Source organism: Pleomorphomonas diazotrophica (assembly GCF_002844595.1).
Taxonomy (GTDB): domain Bacteria; phylum Pseudomonadota; class Alphaproteobacteria; order Rhizobiales; family Pleomorphomonadaceae; genus Pleomorphomonas; species Pleomorphomonas diazotrophica.
The window spans coordinates 318,367-343,603 of record NZ_PJNW01000009.1 but is presented as its reverse complement, the minus strand read 5'-3'; the positions used below and the strand labels follow the sequence as shown (position 1 = coordinate 343,603).

Sequence of the window (25,237 nt, the reverse complement as noted above, 5' to 3'; positions counted from 1 at the left end):
CGCGCCGTCCATCTGCGCCGCACCGGTGATCATGTTCTTCACATAGTCGGCGTGGCCTGGGCAGTCGACGTGCGCATAGTGACGGTTCTGCGTCTCGTACTCGACGTGCGCCGTGTTGATCGTGATGCCGCGCGCCTTCTCTTCCGGAGCCGCATCGATCTGGTCATAGGCCTTGAACGTCGCGCCGCCCGTCTCGGCAAGCACCTTGGTGATCGCCGCAGTCAGCGACGTCTTGCCATGGTCAACGTGACCGATCGTGCCGATGTTGCAGTGCGGCTTCGTCCGCGAAAACTTTTCCTTGGCCATCGCTTCGTCTCTCTCGAAAGGTTTGATGGGGCCTTTTCGTGCGCTGCCCCCGAACCGGGGCGGCCGGTCGGCGGCTCGAATAGTGCCTTTTAACGCAAGGTTCAAGCCCTGAATGGCGCCACTCTCCCCGCAAAGAGCGATCAGCGCCAAGGCTGAGCCATATGGACCGCTTTCCCTGAAATTTCAAGGCCGCCACAGGGCTAACGCAGGCGGCTTCCGCGCCGCCCCGTCATCGATTGCGGATGGAAGCCGGAAGGCTTTCCTGTTTGGGGAAGGAAAAAGCCGAAGGACCCGAGCCGGCGGGGCCGAAAAGAGCGGAGGATTCGCTCCACTGGAGGGATCGCGGCGGCCGCGCTCGTGGCGATGCCATGGGGCGGCGAGGTCGTGACGGGCAGTTTGGCAAATATACGGTAAAGAAAAATGACACCTTTGCGCATGGTCGGGGAAGTAGATATACCAATGACCAAATGTTTATCGCAGGATCAATGTTACTATTTCAAAGGCAATTCTTTTGCTGCGATAGCTTGGCTATCCGACCGTCCGAGACGTCAAACACATTCATAGTTCGCAAAGAAAATAATCGGTTGTTAAGGGAGCTGGCGCTTAGGTGGGATCGGAAAGAGAGCGTCAGTTGCTTGATGCCCGCGTGCCAACTGGGACCTCGGAAGCCCCGATGAATCAACCGTTCTCTCTCTTCATGTCTCGTGTGGTCGCCTCGCTTCTGGCCATGACACTGGCATTGTCGGCGATCGGCATGGTTCTCGTCTGGGTGACCCGGTCGATCGACAGCGAGGACGTTCGCCGGCAGAGCGAGATCGCCAACCACGCGCTCAGGGAGATACGCGGCAACCTCGCCCACAATCAGGAAAGCTCCACCTTCTGGGACGAGGCCGTTCTCAGGACCGCCGCGAGCGGCAACGAGGACTGGATCGACGGCAATCTCGGCAGCTGGATGCACACCTTCTTCGGCATCGACGAGGCCTATGTCCTGGACGCCCAGGACCGGCCGATCTACTCCTTCGCCGAGGAAGAGGTGCAGCCCGCCGCCTTCTTCGAGGCACGCCGCGACCTGCTGCAGCCCTATCTCGACAAGCTGCGGTCCAAGCTCGCGGCCGGCGAAACGCCCCCCGAAGGAAGCCAGGAGCAATCCGTCGGCGTCACCGATTACGCCTATATCGGCAAACGGCCGGCGGTGCTGAGCATCAAGCCGATCGTTTCGGACTCGGGGAGACTGGATCAGCCGCTTCCGACAATCCACCTTCACGCCGTCGTCCAGTATCTTGACGACGGCATCATCAGCGAGGGCGGCCACGCCCACATTCTGGAAGGGTTGACGTTCGTTCCCAGCGGCGAGCTCGATCCAAGGGCGGCCTCCATATCGCTTACCAGCGATGCCGGGGACGCGATCATCACGTTCCAGTGGATCCCCTTCAAGCCCGGCCAGCGCCTTGTGACCTCCCTTTCGCCCATTCTGGCGCTGGTGGGTTCGGCGCTGCTGGTCGGCACCCTCTTGATCTCCTCGGCTTCCTATCGACGCAAGCTCGACCGGCTCCAGAACGACGAGCAGATCCGATATCTGGCATCCCATGACCCCTTGACCGGGCTCGCCAACCGTTCGGCTTACGAAAAGTCGGCGGATGAGCTGGTCGACCAGCTATCGCTCAGCCAGCAGCCCTCCTCCCTCGCCTTCCTGTTCATGGATCTCGACCGCTTCAAACAGGTCAACGACATCCTGGGCCATCAGATCGGCGATGCCGTGCTGGTCGAGTTCGCCCGGCGGGCGGCCGAAATCCTGCCGAGCAACGCCCATGTCTATCGCGTCGGCGGCGACGAGTTCGCCGCCCTGATCCCCAACCGGAACCGGCGCGAGGTCGAAAGCCTGTGCAGCCGGATCGTCGAGAGCCTGGCCGAACCGATGGAGATCGACGGCCGTCGCGCCTTCGTCGGCGTGTCCATCGGCGTGTCGATGGCGCCGCATGACGGCAACGATCGGCGGGAGTTGACGCGCAAGGCCGATGTCGCCCTCTATCACGCCAAAATGGCCGGACGCCGGCGCGTCTCGATCTTCGGCGCCCAGATGGACGATGCCATCCAGAACCGGGCGGCCATCGAGGCCGAGCTTCGGGAGGCCCTCAGGACCAAGACCGGCCTCTCCGTCGTCTACCAGCCGAAATACGCCATCGACGGCGTCCGGATGCTGGGAGCCGAAGCGCTGGTGCGCTGGCAGCACCCCGAACGCGGACCGATTTCGCCGGCCGTGTTCATTCCGGTCGCCGAGGAGGCAAATCTCATCGCCGATCTCGGGCTATGGGTCCTGGAAACCGCCTGCCGGGATGCCATGGACTGGCCGGTCGAGCATCTGGCGGTCAACGTGTCCCCGGTGCAACTGCGCTCCGCCGGCTTTGCCGAGACGGTGTTCGCCGCGTTGGCGAAGGTCGGGTTCCCGGCGTCCCGCCTCGAACTCGAGGTGACCGAGACGGATTTCGCCGACGCCGAGGAAATCGGCGTGGAGAACATCAAGACGCTGACGGCGGCCGGCATCGCCATCGCCATCGACGATTTCGGAACCGGGTCCTCGACCTTCGAGCGGCTGAGGGAGATCAGCTTCGACCGCATCAAGATCGACCGCAGCTTCGTGAAGAACATCACCGAGTCCGAGGGCGACGCGGAACTCGTGCGGGCGATGATCTCCATGGCCCACGCCAAGGGACTCAAGACGACGGCCGAGGGCGTCGAGACCGCCGAGCAGCGGGATATCCTGAGGAGCTTCGGCTGCGACGAGCTGCAGGGATATCTCCTCGGCAAGCCCATGCCGCCGACGCAACTGATCCAGGTGTTCGGCGCAGGTCTGGCCGCCACAGCTGCCATGTAGCTGACATCCGGCACCCATGGGGCGTCGGATGTGCTTCCACTTCAGCCGGGATTGCTCGTCTGTTTCACGCAATCCCGGACGCAAAACCGGTTCCGACTTTTGCTGGGATTGCTCCTAGAGCCAAGCAGCGTTCGACCAGGCGCGACGGCCCGCGGCGTCGATGGCGACGAGACGCAGCCAGCCGCCCTCGAACCCGGCGAGCGGAAGGCGTGCTTCCGTCATCGCCCGGCCCGAGACGTGGACGGCACGCGCGCTGGGGCCGAGCAGGATCACCCGGTCGACAGCGGACGTGCGCACCACGAGGGCGTCGCCATCACGGCGGATGGCGTGGAAGTCGGGGCCTTCGCTCGCGTAGAAGTCGCCGGCCTTCAGCGCGGCGAGGATCGCCTCAGGCTCGTTCTCCTCAGCCTTGACCATCACCCAGGCACCGAAGGCGTCGGTGTTGTCGTAGACCGCGTCGCTGAAATGCGCGTCATCGGTGGCGATGGCGAGGATGCGGCGGTCGTTGCTGAGCAGGGCGTCGAGCAGCGACGCGCCGCTGCCGCGCGCGTTGTGAACGTGGCAGGTGTGATTGTAGATCTCGATGGCGTGGGCGGCGTCGAGCGTCTCGGCGTCGTCGAGCGTCAGGCCGTACCATTCGGGATGGGCGATGGCGACGAAGGCACCGGCCGCCGCCGCCCGGCGGGCGAGGTCGGGGCCGCTCTCCTCAGGGCCGGTCGGAGCGAAGTCGGACGGCAGGCCGACGGCGAGGATATGCCAGATCTCGCCGCGCGACATGCGGCCGGCGTGCAGCTCGGCGCCGATCAGCGTGGTGAAGCCTTCGCCGCGGTGGCCGCGCGTGTCGGTGATCGGGAAGCCGTATTTGGCCATGAAATGGTCGGTGAGGGCATAGAAGTCATAGCCCATCGCCCGGTAGCGGCGCGACACCTCCTCGGGCGCCAGCGCGCCGTCGGAACGGGTGGAATGGGTGTGCAGGTTGCCGCGCAGGAAGCGGCCGGGCTTGTCGAACAGGGGAAAGGGCATGGAGGGTTCCTTCGGAAGGTCGGGAACCGCCGGGAGATCCCCGGCGGCTGTCGTCGGTCCAGAGGTCAGGACTGCCTGGGCAGCAGGTCGGAGGTGACCTTGACCAGCTCGGCAAGGCCGGCTTCCGGCCCGAGGTCACCGCGCAGGATCAGCGCCAGCACTTCCTTCTGCACGCGGCCGATCTTCACCGAGTTGGTGCCGGGGTAGCCGTACCATTTGCGCGCCACCGGGATCTGATCGAGGCTGGTACGCCAGTTGGGGTTGGCGGCGTAGAAATCGCCGAGGTACGCCTTCTCCATGACGCGCTGGTTGGCGGGCATGTAGCCGGAGGCCAGCACCGCCACCTTCTGGCCCTCGGGGCCCGTCACCCACTTCAGATAGTCCCAGGCCGCCTTCTGGCGCGCCTCGTCCTTGGTGAGGATCATCGCCGCGTTGCCGCCGGTGGGCAGGCCGCCGTTGGCCTTGTCGGCCATGGGATAGCGCGTGGTGCGCAGCTCGAAGTTGGAGCCGACGCTGTCGGTGGTTGACTTCAGCGAGGCGGTCGACTGGAAGATGATGCCGAGCTTGCCGGCAAAGAACTGCTGGCGCGCCGCCTGCTCCTCGCCGAGCTTCATCTTGCCCTCGGTGACGAAGCGCCGCATCAGCTTCACCGCCTCCTCGCCGCTCCTGTCGCCGAAGGCAACCGTGCGGTCGGCGTCGTCCATCAGGTTGCCGCCATACTGGAAGATCATCGCCTGGAACAGCCAGTCGTCGGTGCCGGTGTGCAGCGACATGAACATGCCGTCGACGTCGTCTCCGGTGCCGGCGATCGCGGCGGAGAGCTTGAGCAGGCCGTCCCAATCGGTGGGGAAGGCGTCGGGATTGCCGCCGGCCTTCTTCACGAGATCGGCGTTGAAATAGACGATGGGCGTCGAGGTGTTGAAGGCCATGCCGGCCTGCTCGCCGTCCACGTTGCCCAGCGCCAGGATGCGGTCGGCATAGTTGGTCGCCTTCCACTCGGCGCCCTCGCCGGCGATCAGTCCGTCGAGCGCCACGAACTGGCCGCGCGACTTCAGCGTCCGCATCAGCGGCGGCAGCAGGTGGAAGCCGGAGAAGTAGATGTCCGGCAACTGGTTGGTCATCGCCTGGCGCAGGATCTGCTGGTGGCCGTCCTCATAGCTCGCGGGCGAGGTGCCGTACTTGATCCGGATGTCCGGATGCGCCGCCATGAAGGCATTGGCGATCTCGGCGTGGAACTTGTCGTGGCCGGGCCAGCAATGGACGACGTCGAGCTCGATGGCGTCGGCGGCCAGGGCGCGGGTGAGGACGGCGGGCATGGCGACGGCCGAGGCGGTGGCGGCGGCGATGCCCTTGAGCACGGTTCTGCGAAGCATGGTGGTCTCCCTGTCGGATGGGTGCGGGTTTGGATGCCGGAGGTCCCCTGCCCCCGGCCGCAGGAACACGGCGTCACCTGACGCCGTCGCGGCGTTCATTTGACGCCGGTCATGGTGATGCCGCGCACGAACTGGCGCTGGGCGATGAGGAAGGCGATCACCAGGGGCGCGGTGATGATGGTGGCGCCGGCCATCAGCGCGCCGTAGTTGGAGCCGGTCTCCTGGTCGCGGAAGATCATCATGCCGAGCGGCGGCGTCGCGTGTTCCGGCGAGGTCGTCACCACCAGCGGCCAGTAGAGATCGTTCCAGTGCGAGGTGATCGAGAACACCGCGAAGGCGGCGATCGCCGGCCGGGCGCTCGGCACCATGATGCGGATCAGGATCTCGAACTCGGTGAAGCCGTCGAGCCGGGCCGCCTGGATGATCTCGTCGGGAAAGCTCTTGAAGAACTGCCGGAACAGGAAGATGGCGAACACCGACAGCGAGAAGGGCAGCATCAGCGCGAAATAGGTGTCGAGCATGCCGATGCCGGCGAGCCCCATGTAGATCGGCAGCGCCGTCACCTGCTGCGGCACGGTGAGGCCCAAGAGCACCAGCGCGAAGACGAGCGGCCGAGCCCGGAAGTTGAGCTTGGCGAGGGCATAGGCGGCCGGCAGGGCGAAGATCAGTTGCAGCGCCAGGATCGCCGCGCAGACGATGACGCCGTTGCCCATGAACTGCAGGAGCGGCGACTGCGACAGCGCGTGCGAGTAGTTCTCGACGCCGTGGAACTCGTCCGGGATGGGATTGAAGCCGGCGGTGAACACCGCTTCCGGCTTGCGGATCGAGGTGAGCAGCATCCAGACGAAGGGCAGCAGCACGAACAGCGCGCCGACGATCAGCACCAGATGGGCAAGGGCGGCGCGGATCGCCAGATCCGGACGCATCAGGCCGAGGCGGGCGAAGAGACCCGGCGACGGGCGGGTGGCGAGCGCGCTCATCAATAGTGCACCTTGCGATCGAGGAAGAAGGCCTGCAGCACGGCAAGCGCCACCACCACGACGAGGAAGACGATGGTGAGCGCCGAGGCGTAGCCGATCTCGAAATACTGGAACCCTTCGAGATAGATGGCGTAGAGCATCACCTCCGAGCGACCGATGGGGCCGCCGCGGGTGATGACGGCCACCGTGTCGAAGACGCGGAAGGCTGTGATGGTCGTCGTCACCACCACGAAGACCGTCGTCGGCCCGAGCATCGGCCAGGTGACGCGGGCGAAGCGGTCCCAGGGGTGGTCGGCGCCGTCGATGGCCGCCGCGTCGTAGAGGTCGCGCGGGATGGCGGTGAGGCCGGCGAGAAACAGCACCATGTTGAAGCCGACCAGCTGCCAGATGCCGATCAGCGACAGCGCGATCAGCACGAGGTCCAGGTCGCCGAACAGGTCGACCGGCGGCAGGCCGAGCGCCCGCAGCAGGCCGGCGATCGGCCCGAGCTGCGGGTTGAGCACGAAGTGCCAGACCACCGACATGGCGATCAGCGTCGTCGTCACCGGCAGGAAATAGATGATCTGGTAGACGCTCTTGAAGTGCTTGCGGTCGTTGACGAGGATCGCCACCACCAGCGCCGACAGCACCGAGCCGGGCACCACCACCGCGACATAGAGGAAGGTGTTGCCGATCGAGCGCCAGAATACCGGATCGTCGAGCATCCGCTCGTAATTGCCGAGGCCGATCCATGACCACTCGATGGCGCCGAGCTGGTAGTCGGAGAAGCCGAGCACGGCGACGACGAGGATCGGCACCAGCAGCAGCCCGACGATCAGCAGCAAGGCCGGCAGGGCGAACATCTGGCCGGTGAAGGCTTCGACGCGCGACTGGCTGGAGAGGCGGCGGATGGGCACGGCGCCCGGCGCGGCAAGGACGGCCATGGCGATCACTCCGCCGAAACGGAGAGGCGAACCACCGCCGCCTCGACCGGCCGGCGGGCGATGCGGCGCCCCTCGGCATCGAAGATGGTGGCGCGCCGCGCGTCGAGCGACACCTGGATCACGCCGTCGAGCGAGCCGTGGTGCCGGCTGCGCTCGTAGCTTTCGAGCGCGGTGCGCAGGATCACCGGTTCGGAGGGACCCGCTTCGAGGATGAGGCGCAGGAACACCTCGGCGCCCAGGTTCTCGACGCTGTGAAGCCGGGCGGCAAGGCGCGGATGGCCGGCGTGGGCGTCGAGCGACAGCGTCTCCGGGCGCAGGCCGACGGCAACCGACGTGCCTTCCTCCGCCTCGATCTCGACCGGCAGCGTCACGCCCGAGACCTCGACGGCGCCGGATGCCGACACCCGGCCGGGCAGCACGTTGACGCCGGGCGAGCCGATGAAGCGGGCGACGCGCAGGTCGAGCGGATCGTGATAGAGGTCGTTCGGCGTTCCGAGCTGGACGATGCGCCCCTCGTCCATCAGCGCCACCCGATCGGACATGGTCATCGCCTCGACCTGATCGTGGGTGACATAGATGAAGGTGCTGCCGAGACGCCGGTGCAGCTCGGTCAGCTCGGCGCGCATGTGCACCCTGAGCTTGGCGTCGAGGTTGCTGAGCGGCTCGTCCATCAGGAACATCTGGGGATGGCGCACCATCGCCCGACCGAGCGCGACGCGCTGGCGCTGGCCGCCGGAGAGCTGCGCCGGCTTGCGGGCGAGCAACTGGTCGATCTGCAGCTGGCGCGCCACCGCCTCCACCTCGCCCCTCACGCCGGCCATCACCCGGCCGCGCCGCGGCGACAGGCGGCCCAAGAGCGGCAGGCGTTCTGCAAGGCGAAGGCGCTGCATGACCAGGGGCATGGCGATGTTGTCGGCGACGGTCATGTGCGGGTAGAGCGCGTAGGATTGGAACACCATCGCCACGTTGCGCTGCTTGGGCCGGAGGTGATCGACGCTGCCGCCGCCAATCAGGATCGAGCCGGAGTCCTGCGGTTCGAGGCCGGCGATGACGCGCAGCACCGTCGACTTGCCGCACCCGGAGGCGCCGACCAGCGTCAGGAACTCGCCGTCGCGCACGTCGAGCGACACGTCCTTCAGAACGGCCTGATGGCCGAAGGTCTTGGTGACCCTGTCGATGCTGAGTGAGGCCATCTGTCCCTCCCGGATGTCGTCAAGACCGTCGAGATACCGGCATCTAGATGGCCTCGCATGACATCGTGAAGGCACGCCGATGACAGAATTAAGTATATTTGGCTAACAATCACTGCATATGCAAACAACACATGAAATTACTACGCCGCATATTGCCAGTTTCGCCGCGTATTTACTTCTATCGCATAGATTATCCGAATAGCCGCTTAAATTAGACCGCAAAGAACGCCCGCAACGTGATGAGCCCGACGTGATCAACAATCAGCTCGCGAGACCGTCGGGCCCTAGCCGGCGGCGCCTCAGCCGGGTTGGTTTCGCGACCCGCCGCTGCCGGCGGACCGGCGAGGATCGCTCCTCCCTTTCGGAGCACCATCCCCGAGCGCGCCGAGACGCCCTTTCACTGGGTGCTCCTCCGAACGTGATCGCAGTGGCCTTTACTCGGGGCCTAGGTAATATACCTAGGTGAATGCGAGAGCATCCGCCGGTCAGGTTTCTCAACCTGATCGAAAAGCGGCTGCTCCAGCAAGTGACCTGGAGCCTTCTCTGGACGACCAAATGCTTCAATTTGGTCGGCGAAGGCTCCTGGACTGATAGTTCGGGCGGGTGCCGGGCGGCACCCTGCCCTTTGGACCCACGTCTCGGACCACCGAAGTGCGTGAAGGCTTGCCGGAGATTGACCATGCAGATCGGAATGATGGGACTGGGCCGGATGGGCTACAACATGGCGCTCCGGCTGATGGCCGGCGGCCATGAGGTGGTGGCCTATGACGTCAACCGCGACAGTGTCGCCGCGCTCGAAGCCCAGGGCGCCGTGCCGGCGTCCTCGGTCGACGATCTGGTAGCGAAGCTGAAGCCGCCGCGCGCCATCTGGCTGATGCTGCCGGCCGCCGTGACCGAAGGCGCCGTGCGCGACCTCTCGACCCGCCTTTCGCCCGACGACATCATCATCGACGGCGGCAACTCCAACTACCGCAAGGCGGTCGATCTCGCCGGCGAACTGTCCACGGCGAGTATCCATTTCGTCGACGTCGGCACATCCGGCGGCGTCTGGGGCAAGGAGCGCGGCTATTGCCTGATGATCGGCGGCGACGAGGCGGCCGTGGCCCGGCTCGACCCGATCTTCGCGACGCTCTCCCCCGGCGGCGATCCCGCGCTCAGCACGGCCGAGCGCGGCTATTTCCACTGCGGCCCGCCCGGCGCCGGCCATTTCGTCAAGATGATCCACAACGGCATCGAATACGGCATGATGGCCGCCTTTGCCGAAGGGTTGAACGTCCTGAAATCGGCGAACGCCGGCTCGGTGGCCCGCAAGGCCGACGCCGAGACCAGCCCGCTCGATGAGCCGCAGTATTACCGCTACGACTTCGACGTGGCCGGCATCACCGAGGTGTGGCGACATGCCAGCGTCATCAGTTCGTGGTTGCTCGATCTGACGGCCGCGGCGCTGGCCGCCGATCCCAACCTTGCCAACTACCAGGGCCATGTCTCCGATTCCGGCGAGGGACGCTGGACGCTGAAGGCCGCCATCGACACCAGCGTGCCGGTGCCGGTTCTCTCGTCGGCCCTGTTCGGCCGCTTCACCTCGCGCGGCAACGACGAGTTCGCCAACAAGGTGCTCTCGGCCATGCGCCAAGCCTTTGGCGGCCACATCGAACGCAAGCCTCAGGAAGAAAGCCACTGACATGCCCAAGACCATCAAGGAAGGCGGCCGCAACGGCCGTTCGGACGCCCTCGTGATCTTCGGGGCCACCGGCGACCTCGCTCGCAAGATGATCTACCCCTCGCTCTACGAGATGGTGCGGCGCGGCAACCTCAGCGAACCGATCGTCGGCGTCGCCCGCGACGGCTGGACGGTGGAGAAGCTCCTGGAGCGGGCCCGCGACAGCATTGCCGCCAGTTGCGGCACCATCGACGAAGCGGTGTTCACACGCTTTGCCGGCCTGATGCGGCTGGTCTCCGGCGACTATCAGGACCCGGCCACCTTCGCCCGCCTCGGAGAGGCGCTGTCGGACCGGAAGCGCGTGCTCTACTACCTCGCCATACCCCCATCGATGTTCACCTCGGTGACGGCCGGCCTCAAGCAGGCCAACCTCTCCGCCGGCGCCCGGCTGATGGTGGAGAAGCCCTTCGGCCGTGACCTCAAGTCGGCGCAGGAACTCAACCGCGTCCTGCACACCGTGTTCAGGGAAGACGAGATCTTCCGCATCGACCACTATCTCGGCAAGGAAGCGATCCAGAACCTCCTCTATTTCCGCTTTGCCAACTCCTTCCTCGAGCCGCTCTGGAACCGCAACTACATCGACAGCGTCCAGATCACCATGGCCGAGAATTTCGGCGTCGAGGGGCGCGGCCGCTTCTATGAGGAGGTGGGCGCGCTGCGTGACGTGGTGCAGAACCACCTCGTCAACGTGCTGCTGCTGCTGGCCACCGAGCCGCCGGTCAACGCCCTCTCCGACGACCTGATCGACGAGAAGGTGCAGGTGCTGAAAGCCATCCGGCCGCTCGAGGAGCGCGACGTGGTCCGGGGCCAGTTCGAGGGCTATCGCAACGAGCCGGGCGTCGCCCCCAACTCGCGCGTCGAGACCTTCGTGGCGGTGCGCCTCTTCGTCGACACCTGGCGCTGGCAGGGCGTGCCCTTCTACATCAGGGCCGGCAAGAACCTGCCGGTGCGCGCCACCGAGGTGGTGGTCCGCTTCAAGCAGCCGCCGCTCGAAGTGTTCGACCCGATCCGGCCGGGCGAGGCCAACTACATGCGCTTCCGCCTCGGCCCGGAGGTGGCGATCGGCCTCGGCGCCCGCCGCAAGGCCAACGGCGGCGGCATGATCGGCGAGGCGGTGGAGCTCAGCGCCGTCAGCGACGGCATCGACAACATGCTGCCCTACGAGCGGCTGATCGGCGATGCCATGAACGGCCGCCGCCAGCTGTTCACCCGCGAGGACATGGCCGAGCTCGCCTGGCAGATCGTCGAGCCGGTGCTGGAGGCGAGCAGCGCGCCCGCCCTCTACAAGCCGCTGACCTGGGGCCCCAGGGAGGCCATGGCCGGCTTCGAGCCGGTGGGCGGCTGGGTCGATCCCCGGACGTGACACTCGGGCCTCCGGCTCGGTCAGTTGTAGAGCTTGAGTGACAGACGCAGGGACTGCGGCAAGGGGGTCCAGGCCCCCGACCGCAGGCCCGCCTCGCGCAGGGCGGCCGCGGTCCAGGTGTTGCAGCCCACGAGGGCATTGAAGAACCCTTTGGCCTCGAAGAAGCGGTCATAGGCTCCGTAACCGGCGCCGGGGATCGCCGCCACCGCGCCGGCCTCCGAGACGAAACTGCCGGCCACGAAGGCGATCAGCTTGGAGAAACGCCGCTCATCGATGTCGAAAGCCGCGACGCCGGACTGGGACGCAAGGGCCTCTCCAGCGACATCCACATGCATCACCGAGCGATCGACGGTCAGGGCGCGCAGCACCGGCAGCGGCTTCAGGTCCGCCCAGGTCGGCGTTTCCAGATAGAAGGCACGGCCGCCCTAGCCGACGATCAGCCAGCGCGCGGCAGGATGGCCGACGGGAACGCCCGCCGCGTCGAGAAAGGGAAAGGCCGCGCGCGTCGTCTCGTCGAGCGGAATGGCGATGTCGGTATGAATAGGCCCTGACAGTACGAGGATGCGCCTGAGGTCGGCGGCACCGGATGAGGCCTCCACCGGCGCAAGCAACGGCCGCGGGATGACGCCCCCGGCGACCAGCGCCAGCACAAGCAGCAGCAGGGCGCCCAAGGCAAAACGTGCTGACCTCATGATGTCTCGTCTTGGGCTCCTGGTGGCGGGCTACTCTGCCACGCCGCGGGGTGCACGTGAAAGCTGGATGACGCCAAGTCTTCAGGCGAGCTCGACCCGGTTGCGGCCGTTCTCCTTGGCGCGATAGAGCGCGGCGTCGACGCGCCTGAAAAGCGCGCCGGCATCTTCGCCGTGGGCGACTTCGCCAACGCCGATGCTGACCGTGAGCCCATCCGCGACCAGCCTGGCCTCGGCGACCGCGCTGCGGATGTCGCTCGCGAGAGCCGAGGCCAGAGCCAGCGCCGTTCCCGGCAGCAGAAGCGCGAACTCTTCGCCGCCCCATCGGGCAAGGCAATCGGTCTGACGGGATCGAAGCCGCAGGATGTCGGCGACATGGCGCAACATGTCGTCGCCCGCACCATGGCCATAGCGGTCATTGAGCTGCTTGAAGTGATCGATGTCGATCACCAGAAGCGAATAGGGCCGGCCAGCGGCGGATTGCAGTTTCTCCGAAGCTTTCAGGGCAATCTCGAAATGCCGCCGGTTCCTGAGGCCGGTCAGAGGGTCCGTGAGGGCGTCATCCTCCAGGCGGGCCTCCAGAAGCTTCCGATCGGTGATGTCCAGAAGCACGCCGTTGAACACGACAGCGCCGTTGGCCTGGCGGCGCGTCCTTGCCCGGCCGAGAAGCCACTTGCCGGTGTCCCCGCTCCGGATCTGGAACTCCCGCTCCCACGACTGAAGCTCGGACGCCGATCGCCTGAGGCTGCGCAACACGCCCACCCGATCGGCTCTGGTCAGCAACGGAGAGAGTGCCTCGAGGGACATCGGATCGTCGCTGTCGGCGATGCCGAGGAAGCCCTTGGCGGCAGCGTTGAAGTAGGTGACCCTCAACTGCCCGTTCGGGGTCATCACGGCCTGAAACACCACGCCGGGAATGGCGTCGATCAGGTCGGCGACCTGGTCCTCGCGCTCGCGCTCCCGCGTCAGGTCGTTGAAGCTCAGAACCGCACCCTGAACGCGGTCGCCGACCCGTATCGGGCTGGCGACAAGGCGCACCGGAAACGGCGTGCCGTCCTCCCGGCGCATCAGGCAATCGAGCCCCTCAGCCGAAGCACCCGCCGTGGCCATGTGAAGAATGCGATCGACCACGCCGTCCGTCGTCTGGAAAGCGCCGTCGAGGAAACGGTGAACGCCGAGCTTGATGACTTCGCTTTCGTGAAGGAAGCCGAAGGCCCTCACGGCCTCGGGATTCACGAACGTGAACGCCCCGGTATTGTCGATGCCGCACACGCCGACATTGACGCTTTCAAGGAGAAGGCGGTTGAACTGCTCGGCCTCGATCACCTGGGTGATGTCCTGGATGACGCACAGCAGCAGCTTCTGCCCGACGAGGTCGATGGGACCGGCGTAAACCTGCACGTCGCGCACCGTTCCGTCGGCCAGCCTGTGGCGAAAGCGCTGAGGATAGTGGCCGCCGGACCATGAGGATATCTCACGCATGACGGGCAACACGGCTCGGCCGAGCGTGTTGATGTCCCACACATGGAGCTTTCTGAATTCTTCCCGGCTATAGCCGTAGAACTCCGAGGCCTTCCTGTTGGCGTCGACGACCGATCCCTCGGTTTCGGGATCGATCAGCAGAATGGGCGCCGAGTTGGTGCCGAACAGCGTGTCGAACAGAACGCAGCGGGTTTCGTTCTTGGTCGGGCAATGCAACAGCAAACTGCTGCAGGCCCCCGCGGCGCAGGAAGAGGCCGAGGCTCCTGTGTCGGCCGGTGATGTGAACTGCTCTTCCAATGCAGACCTCGCAGTGCCGGTCAGCAAGCCGCGCCGCGGCTGATTGTCATTTGCAACTGACCCATCTTAGCCAAGATCCGTTAAATTTCCATATGTTGCAGATCATCTCGCCCATCATTTCGGGCAGGCACAAGCTCGCGCTTCCGTGCCGCAGGGCACCGAACTCCCGCCCACCGCACGCACGGCGTCAGGGTTGAACCGTTCAACTTTCCTGACACGCGTTTGCGATCACCGATCAAATCGGCCGCCTGCAAGTGTCATCCGGCGCGCGTTTGAGCGTGATCGGAAGCGACCTAAATGACGGTCATCGGCAGCGATGAACCTCCCCGCTGCCAATCCTGAAACAACCGCTTACCGATTTGGAGTTTAGAAAATGAAGACCTCTTTCGCCGCCGCCGTTGCCGTCGCCCTGTTCGCCATCCCCGCCGTCGCTTCGGCCGGCAGCCTGCAGTATGACCCGGCCGACAAGGATAACGGCCAGTCGCACTTCGTCGTCGTTCCCGCCGACGCCAACCCGGCCAATGCCGCCGCCGCCAAGGCCGACGCCGCCCGCTATGCCGTCGACGCCAACACGTCTGGCGCCCTGATCTCCACCCATGGCGACACCGGCGCCCGGATCGTCACCGAGGTGACGCCCAGCTCCGACAATGCCTCGTCGGTCTTCGTCGAGAAGGTGGTGATCGAGAACCCGGCCAACGCCGCCGCCGCCAAGGCCGACGCCGCCCGCCATCCGGCGCCGGTGTTCTACGGCAGCGCCAGCGATGAAGAGGCTGCCAAGATCCGCGGCTGATCTCACGGGCATCGGACCGAAAAGTGGAATCCGGTTTTCGGATCATCCGATGCGATAATGAGATCGCCCGGTGGGGAGGGGCCGGCCGTCGACTCCAGCGGCCGGCCATCCCCCGAACTTCCTGAGACAAAACATGGAGTCAAGCAAATCGGCTGCCCTCAAAGGGCGGCCGATTTCGCATTTGAGGGGGCGCGGACCTATCGTCCGGCGTCAAGCCATGGCCCGGATACGACAAAGCGCCCGAACCGGCAGGTATCGAGCGCTCGACGTCGTGGCGATCATGGGCGGCGGCAGGGCCGCCGGGCCATCAGAAACCGAGGTTGCGGTTACGACGGGCGAGGTTGCGCTCGCGGGCTTCCAGGTCGTAACGGTCGCCGGCTTCGTAGATGTAGGCCAGTTCCATCTCTTCCTTGGTGGGAACGCGGAGGGCCTTGGCAGCACGCTTCAGGGTGGCGAACATTTCGGTTTTCCTTCTTTCCTGACCGGAGGTTTCCGGCCTCTTTCTCTCATCTCTTGACGCCCTCAATATAGGCCCGAATGCCCCTGCGACCTAATCGCAACTTCTGAAAGCGGTCTTCAGATTCTCTGTCGACCTGCGGCGACGGATCGGGCAACACCGCCGACCTCCCTTCCCGCCTGCTGGACGCGATCGTCGACTGGCCGCTCTCCCGCCGAACGAGAGCGCGACATGCGTAAATCTGCCTAGATACCCATTGCCATTGTTGAGCTTTCTGTGCAGATGATGAGGTGTCGACAAGAGCCCTGGGGAAGGCCGATCATGAAGCGATATTTGCTTGGTGCCGTTGTTGTCTCGATAGTTGCCTTTCAGGCATCCCTTGCGTCTGCCGGCGGGTGCGGGGACATGAAGCCGCCATCGCTCGAGACGAACATTCCAACCGGCGTCCGCTTCACCAATGACACCAACTCCATCATTCGCATCTATTGGTCGGACTTCGACGGACAACTGAAGGACTACGGTCTGGTCCAGCCGGAAGAAACCGTCGGCTTCAAGACCTATGTGCATCATCGCTGGTATGCGGAGCTCTACATGTCGGACGAGGCCCTCTGCGCCGGCCCGATCTCGGCGCCCGACACGGAAACCTGCGACATGCGCCTGATGTTCGATGGAGAACGAGGGATGATCGACATGGACGGCGGCTACTGCGATTACTGACCGGCCGGTTCCTTCGTCTCTGGTCCGTTCATGAAGCTTCGCAGAACGACAAAGCGCCCGAACCGGTCAGGTATCGAGCGCTCGACGTCGTGGTCAGGCTTTTTGGCTGCCGTCTGCCCCTCAGAGGCCGAGGGTCCGGTTGCGGTTGCGGCGGCTGAGGTTCCGCTCGCGGGCTTCCAGGTCATAACGGTCGCCGGCTTCGTTGAGGTAGGCCAGATCGCGCTCAGCCTGGGTGGGAACGCGGAGGAGCTTGGCGGTACGCTTGAGGGTGGCGAACATCTCGGTTTTCCTTCTTTCCTGACCGGAGGTTTCCGGCCTCTTTCTCTTCTCTCTTTGACGCCCTCAATATAAGCGCGGAACCATCTGCGACCTAATCGCAAGTTCTGAAGGAAGCTTTCAGATTCTCTTTGGATCATGGTCTTCAGCAGGAGTGGATGACTGATCGCCATCAGGTCATCCTCTTCAGGCACTGAAACATCTCCTCCGGTAGCGGCCTCCGATCCTCCAGCGCCACCACGCGCTCCACCTTCCCGGCCATCAGCCGCCGATAGCGCCACAGAGCGGCGCGCGCCTTTTGCCCACTCGTCCAGCGCCAGCGCACGGAGCTGGGGCGGGGATGGCGGGAAGGAGAGGTTCGGCTTGTCGATGAGGGCGGACACGTCGCCCTTGATCCAACGCTTGGCGGCCGCCTCGACCGCCCAGGCGGGCACATCCTCGAGGGCGATCTCGTAGGCTTCCGAGCGGGCATCGATAACCGCTTCGCTGAGGTCGCCCGCAGGAAACACCGCAAGGAGCTTGGCGACCTGCTTCAGGGACCTGAACGCGTCGGGCCTGGCCTCGGCAAGCGGGGCGATATCATCGACCAGTTGCGACAAGATCGATCGTTCGGCCGGGGTCAACGCCCGGCTCAGGGTCGGGCTCCGGCTCGCTGCCTCCTCGGGCCGCAAGGTGCGCTCCAGCTCGGCGAGCGAAGGCGGCAAGGAGAGCGTCGTGAGGGCGGGCTGCTGCAGGGCGGCCAGTGCTGCGGGAAGCGCGGGCGGATTGGGCAATGTTTGGCTCCGGTGCAGGTTTCAGGCGGTTGTCGCGGGCCTGGTAGACGGCTTCGGTGAAATAGCTCCAGGACCGGATGCTCGACGGCTTTGCCCGACTACATCGGGCCTGAATGGTTGGCAGGATGTCGGCCCTGAGGTCGCAGCCGTTGCGGAGCCAGTTGATCGGCTCGGACAGCACGAGCAGCCCCGGCGACGAGGCAGGCTGCGCCAGCGCCCTCCCCCCGGCATCGTTGAGCTCCCGAGCCAGCGTTGCGCCATCCGGCTCCGAGGTCGGCTCACGAGTCGGCCCAGAAGTCGGCATCGAGGCCGACATCGGTTCAAAAGCCGCGTCATGCGCCTCGTCCGGTGTGGTCTGGGGGGATATAGGGGGGTGTTTGGGGGTGTGGGGGAAAGAGGGGGGACGGGGGGTGTCGGACGACTGTCCCGCGACCGTCGCGTGACCGTCACGCGTCCTGTCACGCTCCCTCTCACGCTGCTGGCGCTTGCGCTCGGTCGCCCTGGCGCGCCGCTCCGCCTCGACCGCCTGCCCTTCCTCAACCGCCCGAACGGCGATGACGATGGCATCGATCGGGGCGCCGGTGGCGACCAGTTCTTCGATGAGGCGGGCGATGCTCATCGATCGCCCTCGCTTGGCCGTATCTGCATGCCGCCTCCCGTTCCGAATGGATTTGCACGACGTCGCAAGGGCCTAAGCGCGCTTGCGGTGTGGTCGATTCATACGGGAAGACGGTTGGCGTGCTCGAATGAGGGGTACGGGACGGAGGCCGCGACTTGAGAAGTGCGACGGCAGGGCGTATTTATATGCGCATCGGGAGTGCTTTCGGTGGAAACCAGCAGCAGAGACATCATCAGACGTCTTGAGAAAGACGGCTTTGAACTGGTGAAGGTCACTGGCTCCCATCACAAGTTCAGGAAAGGCGACAAGATCGTCACCGTTCCGCACCCCAAGAAGGATCTGCCCCTCGGCACGGTCCGGAACATCTACAAGCAAGCCGGATGGCTGTAGGAGGCCCCCCTATGCGCTACTACATCGGTGTCGTGCACAAGGACACGGACAGCGCCTTCGGCATTCACTTCCCCGACGTTCCCGGCTGCTTCTCGGCTGCCGACGAGATGGACGATCTCCTGAGCAATGCCAGCGAAGCGTTGTCGCTGCACCTTGAGGGAGAGCCCCTGCCCGAGGCCCGCCCGCTGGAGGCAGTCCGCGAGGACGAAGAGGTCAAGAAAGATTTGGCCACAGGCGCCTTTCTGCTGGCCGTTCCGCTGATCAGCCTGACCGGCCGGACGACAAAGGCGAACATCACCATGGATGCTGGCCTGCTCGCCGCCATCGACCAGATCGCCAAGTCGCGCGGACTGACCCGCTCGGCCTTCCTCGCCGATCTGGCCCGTCGGGAAATCGAAGGCAAGCACGCCTCCGCTGCGTGACGGGGACATGGTCGCCCACCTTGTATAGAGCCCGATATCGGCCGCTTGCTCCATTCTGCCCGAGATCCTGGCCTGCTCCAGGATGACAGGAGATTGATATGGACCAAGCGGTCAGGTTGGCGCCCGGTCCTATCCTGCTGTCATCCTGGCGCAGGCCAGGACCTTAGGCAGAACAAAACTCAAGGTAGATATAGCGCTCCTGCAAGGTAAGAGAGCCTGATACAGACCATCGTCACCTACTCGTCCTGAGGTCCACCTTGAATTAATGTGTGAATTCAAGCGGCCTGCACGAGGATGGCGATCCTTGGGGGCAATGCGCTCGCCGATGGCTGCGTGACAGGCATGTCCGCGTGTCCGGAACTCGTCCAGCTATTGGCGCACCAGCTAAATCCTAGAAAAATCTGGAGCGGGTGAAGGGAATCGAACCCTCGTATTCAGCTTGGAAGGCTGCTGCTCTACCATTGAGCTACACCCGCTTCGAGGACCGGATGTTTAGGGAGGCGCGGGCGGCTTGTCAACGTCAGGGACGCAGGGCCGCCGCCAGCGCCGCGATCATGCCGTGGACCACCTGGAGATCGGCCCGGCGACCGGTGTGGTTGAGGCGGATGAGACGGTCGGCACCGGCACCGATGCCGAGTGAGAACTCGGGATCGGCCGCCTTGAGGCGGTCGAGCAGGGAAGCCGGATCGACGCCGGCGGGCGGGGCGAAGGCGGTGACGAGGTGGGAGGCCTCCTCCGGCCCGGCCCAGGGCGAGAGGCCCAAAGCCTTGAGGCCATCTCGCGCGGCGATGGCCGCCTCGGCGTGGCGGTGGACGACGCGAGCGATGCCCTCGGCCTCGACGCGATCGAGCGCGGCGGCGAGCGCCCAGAGTTCCAGCGGGGCCGGCGTGCCCGGCAGCGCGCCGCGCCCGGCGTCGAGCCAGAGGCGCTTGAGATCGCACAGCGACAGGGTCGAGGTCGCCGGCGCGTCCGGCCGGTCGATTTCCGCCCAGGCGCGTTTGGACACGGAGACCCAGGAGATGCCGGCCGGCCCGGCCAGCGCCTTCTGCGGCCCGGCAACGACGATGTCCGCCCCGCGCGCGTCTGCGGCGAAGGCGTGGCCGCCCAGCGAGGCGACGGCATCGACCATGGTGAGAATGTCGCGCTCGCGGGCAAGGCGCAGGATCGCCTCGATGGGGTTGCGAATGCCGCTGGCCGATTCCGCATGCACCACCGCCAGAAGGTTGGCGTCGGGATGGGCGTCGAGCGTCGCCGCCACCGCCCGCGCGCTGACCGGCCGCGCTGCCTCGGCGCGAACCTCGACGACGCCGGCGCCGGTCCGCCGCAGCCAGCGGCCGAACCAGAGGCCATAGGGGCCGGTGACGATGTTGATCGCCTTGAACCCCGGACGGCCGAGGCTGGCCGCCACCGCTTCGAGCGCCACCACCGCCTCGGCCTGCACCAGCAGCACGTCGGCCGACGTACCCATCAGCAGGGCGAGCCGGTCGGCAAGGCCGGCGACGCGCCCGGCCGGGAAGGGCGGCGGATCGAGAAGGACGGCGGGGTTGAACTCGCTCATGATGGCGGAATCCCGTTGAGGCGCGGCACGGCGCCGATCAGATCCACGAGAACGCTTGACGATGGCGCGGCAATGACGCCGGCTGCCGGTCCTTCCTCGACGATGCGGCCCGCCGCCATCACGGCGATGCGCTGCGAGACGGCCCGCACCACCGCGAGGTCGTGCGAAATGAAGAGATAGGCAACGCCGGTCTCCCTTTGAAGGCCGACCAAGAGATCCAGTATACGGCCGCGCACCGAAACGTCGAGCGCCGAAACCGCTTCGTCCAGAATGATTAGGCGCGGCCGGACGGCGATGGCGCGGGCGATGGCCACCCGCTGGCGCTGGCCGCCGGAGATGTCGCGGATCGATCGCCCCAGGAGAGCGGACGGCAGGCCGACGCGATCGATCAGGCGGGCGACTTCCTTGGAGCGCACGGCCCCGGGCACCACGGCGTGAATGCGCAGCGCGTCGGCGATGACGCCGCCCACCGTGGCGCGCGGGTTGAAGGCGGCGAGCGGATCCTGGAATACCATCTGCATGTGCCGCCGGGCGGCGCGCAGGCGGTTGCCACCAAGCGCCAACCAGTCGTCGCTCATGAAGGTGACGGAGCCGCCCTCCGGCGCGATCAGGCGGGTGAGCACGCGCGCCAGCGTCGACTTGCCGCAGCCGGAGCCGCCAACGAGGCCCAGCGTCTCGCCGGGGGCGATGGTCAGCGACACGCCGTCGAGGGCGGCGACGTGGCGGCCGCCGCTCGTGAAGCTGCAGCGGAGGTCGCGGGCGACGAGAAGGGGCGCGGTCATGACGCCTCCCCGACCAGCGGCGGCGACGAGAGATCGATATGGGCGGCAACAAGCGCCGCCGTCTCCACCGCCCTGGGCGCGCCGACCACCTCGGCGGTGGGGCCGAGCTCGACGAGGCGCCCCTCGGCCATCACGGCCACGCGGTCGGCGATGCCGGAGGCGAGCGCCAGATCATGGGTGACAAAGACCAGCGTCATGCCGTCGGCCCGGACCAGCTCGACCAGCAGATCGACGATGGCCGCCTGCACCAGCACGTCCAGCGCCGAGGTGACCTCGTCGGCGATGAGAAGGCGCGGCCGGGCGGCGATGGCCGCGGCGATCGCCACCCGTTGGCGCTGACCGCCCGAAAGTTGGTGCGGATAGGCGCGGGCGATGCGCTGGGGCTCCGGCAGGTGAACGCGGGCGAGGAGGCGCACGGCTTCAGCGACGGCGGCGCGACGGTCGAGGCCGAGGTGGCGGCGCGCGCCCTCCCCCACCTGCTCGCCGATGGTGAGCACTGGGTTGAGGCTGGAGCCGGGGTCCTGGAACACGTAGCCGATGTCGCGGCCTGCGCGTGGGGCGCCGTCGAGGCCGGGCCACGTGAGGCGACCGGCGATGGTCGTTTTCTCCGGCAGAAGGCCGGCGATGGCGCGGGCCAGCGTCGACTTGCCCGAGCCGCTTTCGCCGATGATCGCCAGGATTTCGCCGGCCTCGATATCGAGCGACAGGCCGGAGAGGGCCGGCGCCGGGGCGCGGCGATAGGTGACGGTGAGGCCGTCGATGGCGGCAAGCGTCGTCATGGCCGCCCTCCCCGCCCCAGCGCCTCGCCGGCCGCCTCGCTGACGAGGTAGACGCCGAGCACGGCGGCGACGAGGCCGATGCCGGGGATCACCGACAGGAAGGGCGCGGCGCGCAGCACGTTGCGCCCCTCCGCGATCATCGAGCCCCAGGTGACGACGTTGGGGTCGCCGAGGCCGAGGAAGGACAGGGCGGCCTCGGTGAGGATGGCGGCGGCGACGATGACGGCGGCGAGCGCCAGCACCGGCGGCAGCGCGTTGGGCAGGATCTCCTTGAAGGCGATCTCCAGCGGATGCATGCCGATGACGCGGGCGGCCGCCACATAGTCGCGCTCGCGGATGGAGAGCACCTCGGCGCGCACCAGGCGGGCCGGCTGCGCCCAGGCGCCGAGCGCGATGGCGAGGATCACCGTTTCGAGCGAGCCACCGGCCACCGACACGAAGGCCAGCGCGAGGAGGAAGCCCGGCACGATCTGGAAGGCATCGACGATGCGCATCAGGACCTCGTCGATGAGCTTGCCGGCGAAGCCGGCGATGGTGCCGACGATCGAGCCGATCAGCACGGCGGCGGCGGCGGCGGCGAGGCCGACGATCAACGAGGTGCGGGCGCCATGGAGAAGGCCGGCCAGCACGTCGCGGCCGAGGCGGTCGGTGCCGAGGGGCAGCATCGGGTCGGAAAACGGCGGCAGCAGCGCCGGGCCGGCGATGCGCAAGGGGTCACCGGGCGAGATCCAGGGGGCGAGCAGCGCGGCGGCCGCAATGACGGCGAGCAGCGCAAGGCCGGCGGCGCCGGTGGGGCTCAAGACCAATCGGCGGAGGAAGCTCATGACGAGGCCTCCGAGGCGCCGATGCGCGGATCGAGCACGGCATAGAGCAGATCGACGGCAAGGTTGACCAGGATCACCAGAACCGCCGAGGTCAGGATGATGCCGATCAAGAGCGGCGCGTCGCGGCCGGCCACCGCCTCCTGCGCGAGGCGCCCGAAGCCGGGAATGGCGAACACGCTCTCGATCACCACCGATCCGCCCAGCATGCCGGCCGATTGCAGGCCGAGCACGGTGACGAGCGGCAGCAGCGCCGCCCTGACAACGTGCCGCCAGACGATGCGGCGGCGCGTCAGCCCCTTGGCGCGGGCCGCCAGCACGAAATCCTGCCGCCAGACTTCGGCCATGGCGGAGCGCATCACCCGAAGGAACAGGGCGAGATAGATGACGCCGAGCGCCACCACCGGCAGCGCCAGATGGCGGGCGATATCGGCGGCGCGGGCAAGGCCGTGCTTGCCGGAGGCGATGGTCTCGATGCCGGCGATCGGCAACCACCTCAGCGACACCGAGAATACCAGCACCAGCACGAGCCCCAGCCAGAAGCCGGGGATGGCGTAGAGCGTCAGCGCGCCGATGGAGAGCGCCCGGTCGCGAAAGGAGCCGGGACGGCTGCCGGCGACAACGCCGAAGAGCGAGCCGAGCCCGAAGGACAAGGCGGTGGCCGATCCCATCAGCAGAAGCGTGGTCGGCAGGCGCTCGGCGATGAGCGCCAGCACCGGCCGCTCGAAGGCGACGGACCAGCCGAGATCGAGCCGGCCCAAGGCGGCCATGTAGAGAAGGAGGCGGGAGAGAAGCGACTGGTCGAGCCCGTATTGCGCCCTGAGACCGGCCGCCAGCGCCGCGTCGCCGCCACCGGCCGACAGCAGATACGCATCGACGGCATCGCCCGGCGCTGCTTCCAGCAGCAGAAAGGTGGCGACCACGACGATCAGCAGCACGGGAACGGCGCTGATGGCCCGCCGCCTGACGAGGATCAGGGCGCGACGCAAGCTTCAAGTCTCCCGGCTCGATCCGGCCCGGATATCCAGACACCTGGAACAGCATTGTTGAAAAGCATCCGCCCACGTGAAGGCAAGGAAAAACATTCTCCTTGAACGCGCCTGAGCGCGGCGACGTTGCGCACTCCCAGGCAAGCAGACATGTTGCAGGCCGACATGAGGAGAACGATTCAATGATGACCGGCGAGTACACAATCAGCGTCGAGGTTCCGGCCGTCGACGACTACTGTCGCCTTCGCCGGGTGGCCGGCCTGACGCCCAGAAGCGAGAAAGCCGCCACCGCCGGCCTGCCGAACACGGTGATCGGAGTGGTGATCAGGCACGGCGCCGAGGTCGTGGGCATGGGCCGCGTCATGGGAGACGGGCTCTGCTATCAGGTCGTCGACATCGCCGTGGAGCCCGATCATCAGGCTCGCGGCCTCGGCAAGGCGATCATGTCGGCCCTGATGGCCGAGTTGCGGCAGATCGCCCCGGCGGAAGCCTACGTCAGCCTGATCGCCGACGGCGACGCCAAGCACCTCTACGCCCAATACGGCTTCGAGCCCACCGCGCCCAAGTCCATCGGCATGGCGCAGTGGATAGGGAGGTAACCGACAGGCTTGTCAGTAGCTGTGGAAAAGTGGTGCCGGCGGAGAGGATCGAACTCCCGACCTTCGGTTTACAAAACCGCTGCACTACCGCTGTGCTACGCCGGCGCGGGTTTCCGAATATCCGAAGGCACGGTCAGGTGCAACCCTGCCCCGCACCCTATTGGCACAGTCTCAAGCTAGGGCCTTGCGCACCATGTAGAGCGACAGCACGGCGGCGTTGGAGACGTTGAGGCTCTTGATCTCGCCGGGCATGTCGATGCGGGCGAGCACGTCGCAGAGTTCGCGCGTCCGCTGGCGCAGGCCCTTGCCCTCGGCGCCGAGCACCAGGCAGACCGGCGCGATGAGGCGCACCTCGTCGAGCGGCTCGGGCGCCTCCGAATCGAGGCCGACCACGGTGAAGCCGGCCGCCTTCATCTCCTCCAGCGTGTCGCCGAGATTGCGGACGGAGGTCACGGGCACCACGTCCAGCGCGCCGGAGGCCGATTTCGCCAGCACGCCGGATTCGGCGGCGCTGTGGCGCGTCGTGGTCAGCACGGCATCGGCGCCGAAGGCGGTGGCCGAGCGCAGGATGGCGCCGACGTTGTGCGGATCGGTGACCTGATCGAGCGCCAGCACGATACGGGCACCGGACAGCTCCAGCGTCGTCTGCGGCTTGAGCGGCTGGACTTCCAGCGCGCAGCCCTGATGCACCGCCTCGGACCCAAGCAGCCGGTCGAGCACATAGGGAGAGGCCTCCTCGGCGGCGATCGGCAGCTTGCCGTCGGGGAAGCGCTCGGCGAGGCGGGCCTGGGCGTTGCGCGTGGCGAGGAGGCGCAGGGCGACGCGGCGGGGATTCTTCAGCGCAAATTCCACGGTGTGGAGGCCGTAGAGCCACAGGGCCTCGCCGGCCTCGCGCTCGCGCTTGGGACGGGGGCGGAACTCGCGTGGACCGGATTTGCCGTCTGGCCGGCCCTGAGGCCGCCCTGCCCGCTTGAACGGGCGCTTGGAAGAGGAAGTATCGTCGGACATGCGGCGCTTATAGCCGCGACGCCCTTTCGACGCCAG

At 66.5% G+C, this 25,237-nt stretch carries 24 protein-coding genes, 2 tRNA genes and 1 pseudogene; 8 read left to right on the top strand and 19 right to left on the bottom strand.

Annotated features, from left to right (window positions below; translation table 11 throughout):
- On the bottom strand, positions 1–306 hold a 306-nt coding region (locus tag CXZ10_RS13155), incomplete at its 3' end, for a GTP-binding protein (RefSeq protein WP_180335983.1).
- Between the two features lie 673 nt (positions 307–979).
- Here CXZ10_RS13155 and CXZ10_RS13150 point away from each other — a divergent pair.
- The gene (locus CXZ10_RS13150) at positions 980–3,178 is read left to right on the top strand and encodes a putative bifunctional diguanylate cyclase/phosphodiesterase (RefSeq protein ID WP_101289784.1); all 2,199 of its coding nucleotides are present in this window, start codon (positions 980–982) and stop codon (positions 3,176–3,178) included.
- Positions 3,179–3,292: 114 nt separating this feature from the next.
- Here the strand turns inward: CXZ10_RS13150 and CXZ10_RS13145 are convergent, their stop codons facing one another.
- The 5 genes from CXZ10_RS13145 to CXZ10_RS13125 form a co-directional block, all read right to left on the bottom strand.
- Complete coding sequence (locus CXZ10_RS13145) at positions 3,293–4,201, bottom strand: CehA/McbA family metallohydrolase (protein WP_101289783.1); 909 nt, start codon at positions 4,199–4,201, stop codon at positions 3,293–3,295.
- A 65-nt stretch (positions 4,202–4,266) separates the two neighbouring features.
- The gene (locus CXZ10_RS13140; RefSeq protein ID WP_244617282.1) at positions 4,267–5,574 is read right to left on the bottom strand and encodes an ABC transporter substrate-binding protein; all 1,308 of its coding nucleotides are present in this window, start codon (positions 5,572–5,574) and stop codon (positions 4,267–4,269) included.
- A 95-nt stretch (positions 5,575–5,669) separates the two neighbouring features.
- A complete protein-coding gene (locus tag CXZ10_RS13135) occupies positions 5,670–6,500 on the bottom strand; it encodes a carbohydrate ABC transporter permease (protein ID WP_101289811.1) in 831 nt (276 codons plus the stop codon).
- Between the two features lie 53 nt (positions 6,501–6,553).
- On the bottom strand, positions 6,554–7,486 hold the full coding sequence (locus CXZ10_RS13130) for a carbohydrate ABC transporter permease (RefSeq protein WP_425298968.1): 933 nt from the start codon (positions 7,484–7,486) through the stop codon (positions 6,554–6,556).
- The gene (locus tag CXZ10_RS13125; RefSeq protein WP_101289780.1) at positions 7,483–8,670 is read right to left on the bottom strand and encodes an ABC transporter ATP-binding protein; all 1,188 of its coding nucleotides are present in this window, start codon (positions 8,668–8,670) and stop codon (positions 7,483–7,485) included. Before CXZ10_RS13125 ends, CXZ10_RS13130 begins: the two co-directional genes overlap by 4 nt.
- A gap of 679 nt (positions 8,671–9,349) precedes the next feature.
- Here CXZ10_RS13125 and gnd point away from each other — a divergent pair.
- Together gnd and zwf are read left to right on the top strand one after the other, a co-directional pair.
- The gene (gene gnd / locus CXZ10_RS13120) at positions 9,350–10,351 is read left to right on the top strand and encodes a phosphogluconate dehydrogenase (NAD(+)-dependent, decarboxylating) (RefSeq protein ID WP_101289779.1); all 1,002 of its coding nucleotides are present in this window, start codon (positions 9,350–9,352) and stop codon (positions 10,349–10,351) included.
- 1 nt (position 10,352) lies between these two features.
- Complete coding sequence (gene zwf / locus CXZ10_RS13115; RefSeq protein WP_101289778.1) at positions 10,353–11,753, top strand: glucose-6-phosphate dehydrogenase; 1,401 nt, start codon at positions 10,353–10,355, stop codon at positions 11,751–11,753.
- 20 nt (positions 11,754–11,773) lie between these two features.
- On the opposite strand, the pseudogene CXZ10_RS13110 reads toward zwf, so the two are convergent.
- Both CXZ10_RS13110 and CXZ10_RS13105 read right to left on the bottom strand, forming a co-directional pair.
- A pseudogene (locus CXZ10_RS13110) lies at positions 11,774–12,445 on the bottom strand (TIGR02117 family protein).
- An 81-nt stretch (positions 12,446–12,526) separates the two neighbouring features.
- Complete coding sequence (locus CXZ10_RS13105) at positions 12,527–14,140, bottom strand: sensor domain-containing diguanylate cyclase (RefSeq protein ID WP_210199918.1); 1,614 nt, start codon at positions 14,138–14,140, stop codon at positions 12,527–12,529.
- Positions 14,141–14,594: 454 nt separating this feature from the next.
- On the opposite strand from CXZ10_RS13105, the gene CXZ10_RS13100 reads away from it, so the two are divergent.
- Positions 14,595–15,011 (top strand): hypothetical protein, encoded by a 417-nt coding sequence (locus tag CXZ10_RS13100; protein WP_101289777.1) that lies wholly within the window; start codon positions 14,595–14,597, stop codon positions 15,009–15,011.
- Between the two features lie 307 nt (positions 15,012–15,318).
- On the opposite strand, the gene CXZ10_RS13095 is transcribed toward CXZ10_RS13100, so the two are convergent.
- The gene (locus CXZ10_RS13095; RefSeq protein WP_101289776.1) at positions 15,319–15,471 is read right to left on the bottom strand and encodes a DUF3563 domain-containing protein; all 153 of its coding nucleotides are present in this window, start codon (positions 15,469–15,471) and stop codon (positions 15,319–15,321) included.
- A gap of 402 nt (positions 15,472–15,873) precedes the next feature.
- Here CXZ10_RS13095 and CXZ10_RS13090 point away from each other — a divergent pair, with 402 nt between their 5' ends.
- Positions 15,874–16,185: a VHL beta domain-containing protein gene (locus CXZ10_RS13090; RefSeq protein WP_180335981.1), complete on the top strand. Its 312-nt coding sequence runs from the start codon at positions 15,874–15,876 to the stop codon at positions 16,183–16,185.
- A gap of 120 nt (positions 16,186–16,305) precedes the next feature.
- Here CXZ10_RS13090 and CXZ10_RS13085 read toward each other — a convergent pair whose 3' ends face one another.
- A complete protein-coding gene (locus CXZ10_RS13085) occupies positions 16,306–16,464 on the bottom strand; it encodes a DUF3563 domain-containing protein (RefSeq protein WP_101289774.1) in 159 nt (52 codons plus the stop codon).
- 576 nt (positions 16,465–17,040) lie between these two features.
- Positions 17,041–17,853, bottom strand: coding sequence for a hypothetical protein (locus CXZ10_RS13080; protein ID WP_101289773.1), 813 nt, complete (start codon positions 17,851–17,853; stop codon positions 17,041–17,043).
- Positions 17,854–18,060: 207 nt separating this feature from the next.
- On the opposite strand from CXZ10_RS13080, the gene CXZ10_RS13075 reads away from it, so the two are divergent.
- Positions 18,061–18,243: a type II toxin-antitoxin system HicA family toxin gene (locus CXZ10_RS13075; RefSeq protein WP_101289772.1), complete on the top strand. Its 183-nt coding sequence runs from the start codon at positions 18,061–18,063 to the stop codon at positions 18,241–18,243.
- A gap of 11 nt (positions 18,244–18,254) precedes the next feature.
- Positions 18,255–18,665, top strand: a complete 411-nt coding sequence (locus CXZ10_RS13070) for a type II toxin-antitoxin system HicB family antitoxin (RefSeq protein WP_101289771.1) — start codon at positions 18,255–18,257, stop codon at positions 18,663–18,665.
- A 402-nt stretch (positions 18,666–19,067) separates the two neighbouring features.
- Here CXZ10_RS13070 and CXZ10_RS13065 read toward each other — a convergent pair.
- From CXZ10_RS13065 to CXZ10_RS13040, 6 genes are all read right to left on the bottom strand, one after another.
- Positions 19,068–19,141: transfer RNA gene (locus CXZ10_RS13065), tRNA-Gly, on the bottom strand.
- Positions 19,142–19,185: 44 nt separating this feature from the next.
- Positions 19,186–20,223 (bottom strand): pyridoxal-phosphate-dependent aminotransferase family protein, encoded by a 1,038-nt coding sequence (locus CXZ10_RS13060; RefSeq protein WP_101289770.1) that lies wholly within the window; start codon positions 20,221–20,223, stop codon positions 19,186–19,188.
- Positions 20,220–21,005, bottom strand: a complete 786-nt coding sequence (locus CXZ10_RS13055; protein WP_101289769.1) for an ATP-binding cassette domain-containing protein — start codon at positions 21,003–21,005, stop codon at positions 20,220–20,222. The genes CXZ10_RS13060 and CXZ10_RS13055 overlap by 4 nt, the downstream gene beginning before the upstream one ends.
- The gene (locus CXZ10_RS13050) at positions 21,002–21,784 is read right to left on the bottom strand and encodes an ABC transporter ATP-binding protein (RefSeq protein WP_101289768.1); all 783 of its coding nucleotides are present in this window, start codon (positions 21,782–21,784) and stop codon (positions 21,002–21,004) included. The genes CXZ10_RS13055 and CXZ10_RS13050 overlap by 4 nt, the downstream gene beginning before the upstream one ends.
- Positions 21,781–22,608: an ABC transporter permease gene (locus CXZ10_RS13045; RefSeq protein WP_101289767.1), complete on the bottom strand. Its 828-nt coding sequence runs from the start codon at positions 22,606–22,608 to the stop codon at positions 21,781–21,783. Before CXZ10_RS13045 ends, CXZ10_RS13050 begins: the two co-directional genes overlap by 4 nt.
- Entirely contained in the window at positions 22,605–23,594 is a 990-nt protein-coding gene (locus tag CXZ10_RS13040; protein ID WP_101289766.1) for an ABC transporter permease, read from the bottom strand. The genes CXZ10_RS13045 and CXZ10_RS13040 overlap by 4 nt, the downstream gene beginning before the upstream one ends.
- Before the next feature lie 182 nt (positions 23,595–23,776).
- Between CXZ10_RS13040 and CXZ10_RS13035 the strand changes: the two genes are divergently transcribed.
- Positions 23,777–24,193, top strand: coding sequence for a GNAT family N-acetyltransferase (locus tag CXZ10_RS13035; protein ID WP_342212729.1), 417 nt, complete (start codon positions 23,777–23,779; stop codon positions 24,191–24,193).
- Between the two features lie 30 nt (positions 24,194–24,223).
- On the opposite strand, the gene CXZ10_RS13030 is transcribed toward CXZ10_RS13035, so the two are convergent.
- Positions 24,224–24,298: transfer RNA gene (locus CXZ10_RS13030), tRNA-Thr, on the bottom strand.
- Between the two features lie 66 nt (positions 24,299–24,364).
- On the bottom strand, positions 24,365–25,201 hold the full coding sequence (locus tag CXZ10_RS13025; RefSeq protein WP_244617283.1) for a TrmH family RNA methyltransferase: 837 nt from the start codon (positions 25,199–25,201) through the stop codon (positions 24,365–24,367).
- Positions 25,202–25,237 lie beyond the last annotated feature (36 nt).

Coding starts and splice junctions, on each gene's coding strand:
- CXZ10_RS13150 (WP_101289784.1), top strand. CDS start 980: ATGAATCAACCGTTCTCTCTCTTCATGTCTCGTGTGGTCGCCTCGCTT.
- CXZ10_RS13145 (WP_101289783.1), bottom strand. CDS start 4,201: ATGCCCTTTCCCCTGTTCGACAAGCCCGGCCGCTTCCTGCGCGGCAAC.
- CXZ10_RS13140 (WP_244617282.1), bottom strand. CDS start 5,574: ATGCTTCGCAGAACCGTGCTCAAGGGCATCGCCGCCGCCACCGCCTCG.
- CXZ10_RS13135 (WP_101289811.1), bottom strand. CDS start 6,500: ATGCGTCCGGATCTGGCGATCCGCGCCGCCCTTGCCCATCTGGTGCTG.
- CXZ10_RS13125 (WP_101289780.1), bottom strand. CDS start 8,670: ATGGCCTCACTCAGCATCGACAGGGTCACCAAGACCTTCGGCCATCAG.
- gnd (WP_101289779.1), top strand. CDS start 9,350: ATGCAGATCGGAATGATGGGACTGGGCCGGATGGGCTACAACATGGCG.
- zwf (WP_101289778.1), top strand. CDS start 10,353: ATGCCCAAGACCATCAAGGAAGGCGGCCGCAACGGCCGTTCGGACGCC.
- CXZ10_RS13100 (WP_101289777.1), top strand. CDS start 14,595: ATGAAGACCTCTTTCGCCGCCGCCGTTGCCGTCGCCCTGTTCGCCATC.
- CXZ10_RS13095 (WP_101289776.1), bottom strand. CDS start 15,471: ATGTTCGCCACCCTGAAGCGTGCTGCCAAGGCCCTCCGCGTTCCCACC.
- CXZ10_RS13090 (WP_180335981.1), top strand. CDS start 15,874: ATGAAGCCGCCATCGCTCGAGACGAACATTCCAACCGGCGTCCGCTTC.
- CXZ10_RS13085 (WP_101289774.1), bottom strand. CDS start 16,464: ATGTTCGCCACCCTCAAGCGTACCGCCAAGCTCCTCCGCGTTCCCACC.
- CXZ10_RS13080 (WP_101289773.1), bottom strand. CDS start 17,853: ATGAGCATCGCCCGCCTCATCGAAGAACTGGTCGCCACCGGCGCCCCG.
- CXZ10_RS13070 (WP_101289771.1), top strand. CDS start 18,255: ATGCGCTACTACATCGGTGTCGTGCACAAGGACACGGACAGCGCCTTC.
- CXZ10_RS13060 (WP_101289770.1), bottom strand. CDS start 20,223: ATGAGCGAGTTCAACCCCGCCGTCCTTCTCGATCCGCCGCCCTTCCCG.
- CXZ10_RS13055 (WP_101289769.1), bottom strand. CDS start 21,005: ATGACCGCGCCCCTTCTCGTCGCCCGCGACCTCCGCTGCAGCTTCACG.
- CXZ10_RS13050 (WP_101289768.1), bottom strand. CDS start 21,784: ATGACGACGCTTGCCGCCATCGACGGCCTCACCGTCACCTATCGCCGC.
- CXZ10_RS13045 (WP_101289767.1), bottom strand. CDS start 22,608: ATGAGCTTCCTCCGCCGATTGGTCTTGAGCCCCACCGGCGCCGCCGGC.
- CXZ10_RS13035 (WP_342212729.1), top strand. CDS start 23,777: ATGATGACCGGCGAGTACACAATCAGCGTCGAGGTTCCGGCCGTCGAC.
- CXZ10_RS13025 (WP_244617283.1), bottom strand. CDS start 25,201: ATGTCCGACGATACTTCCTCTTCCAAGCGCCCGTTCAAGCGGGCAGGG.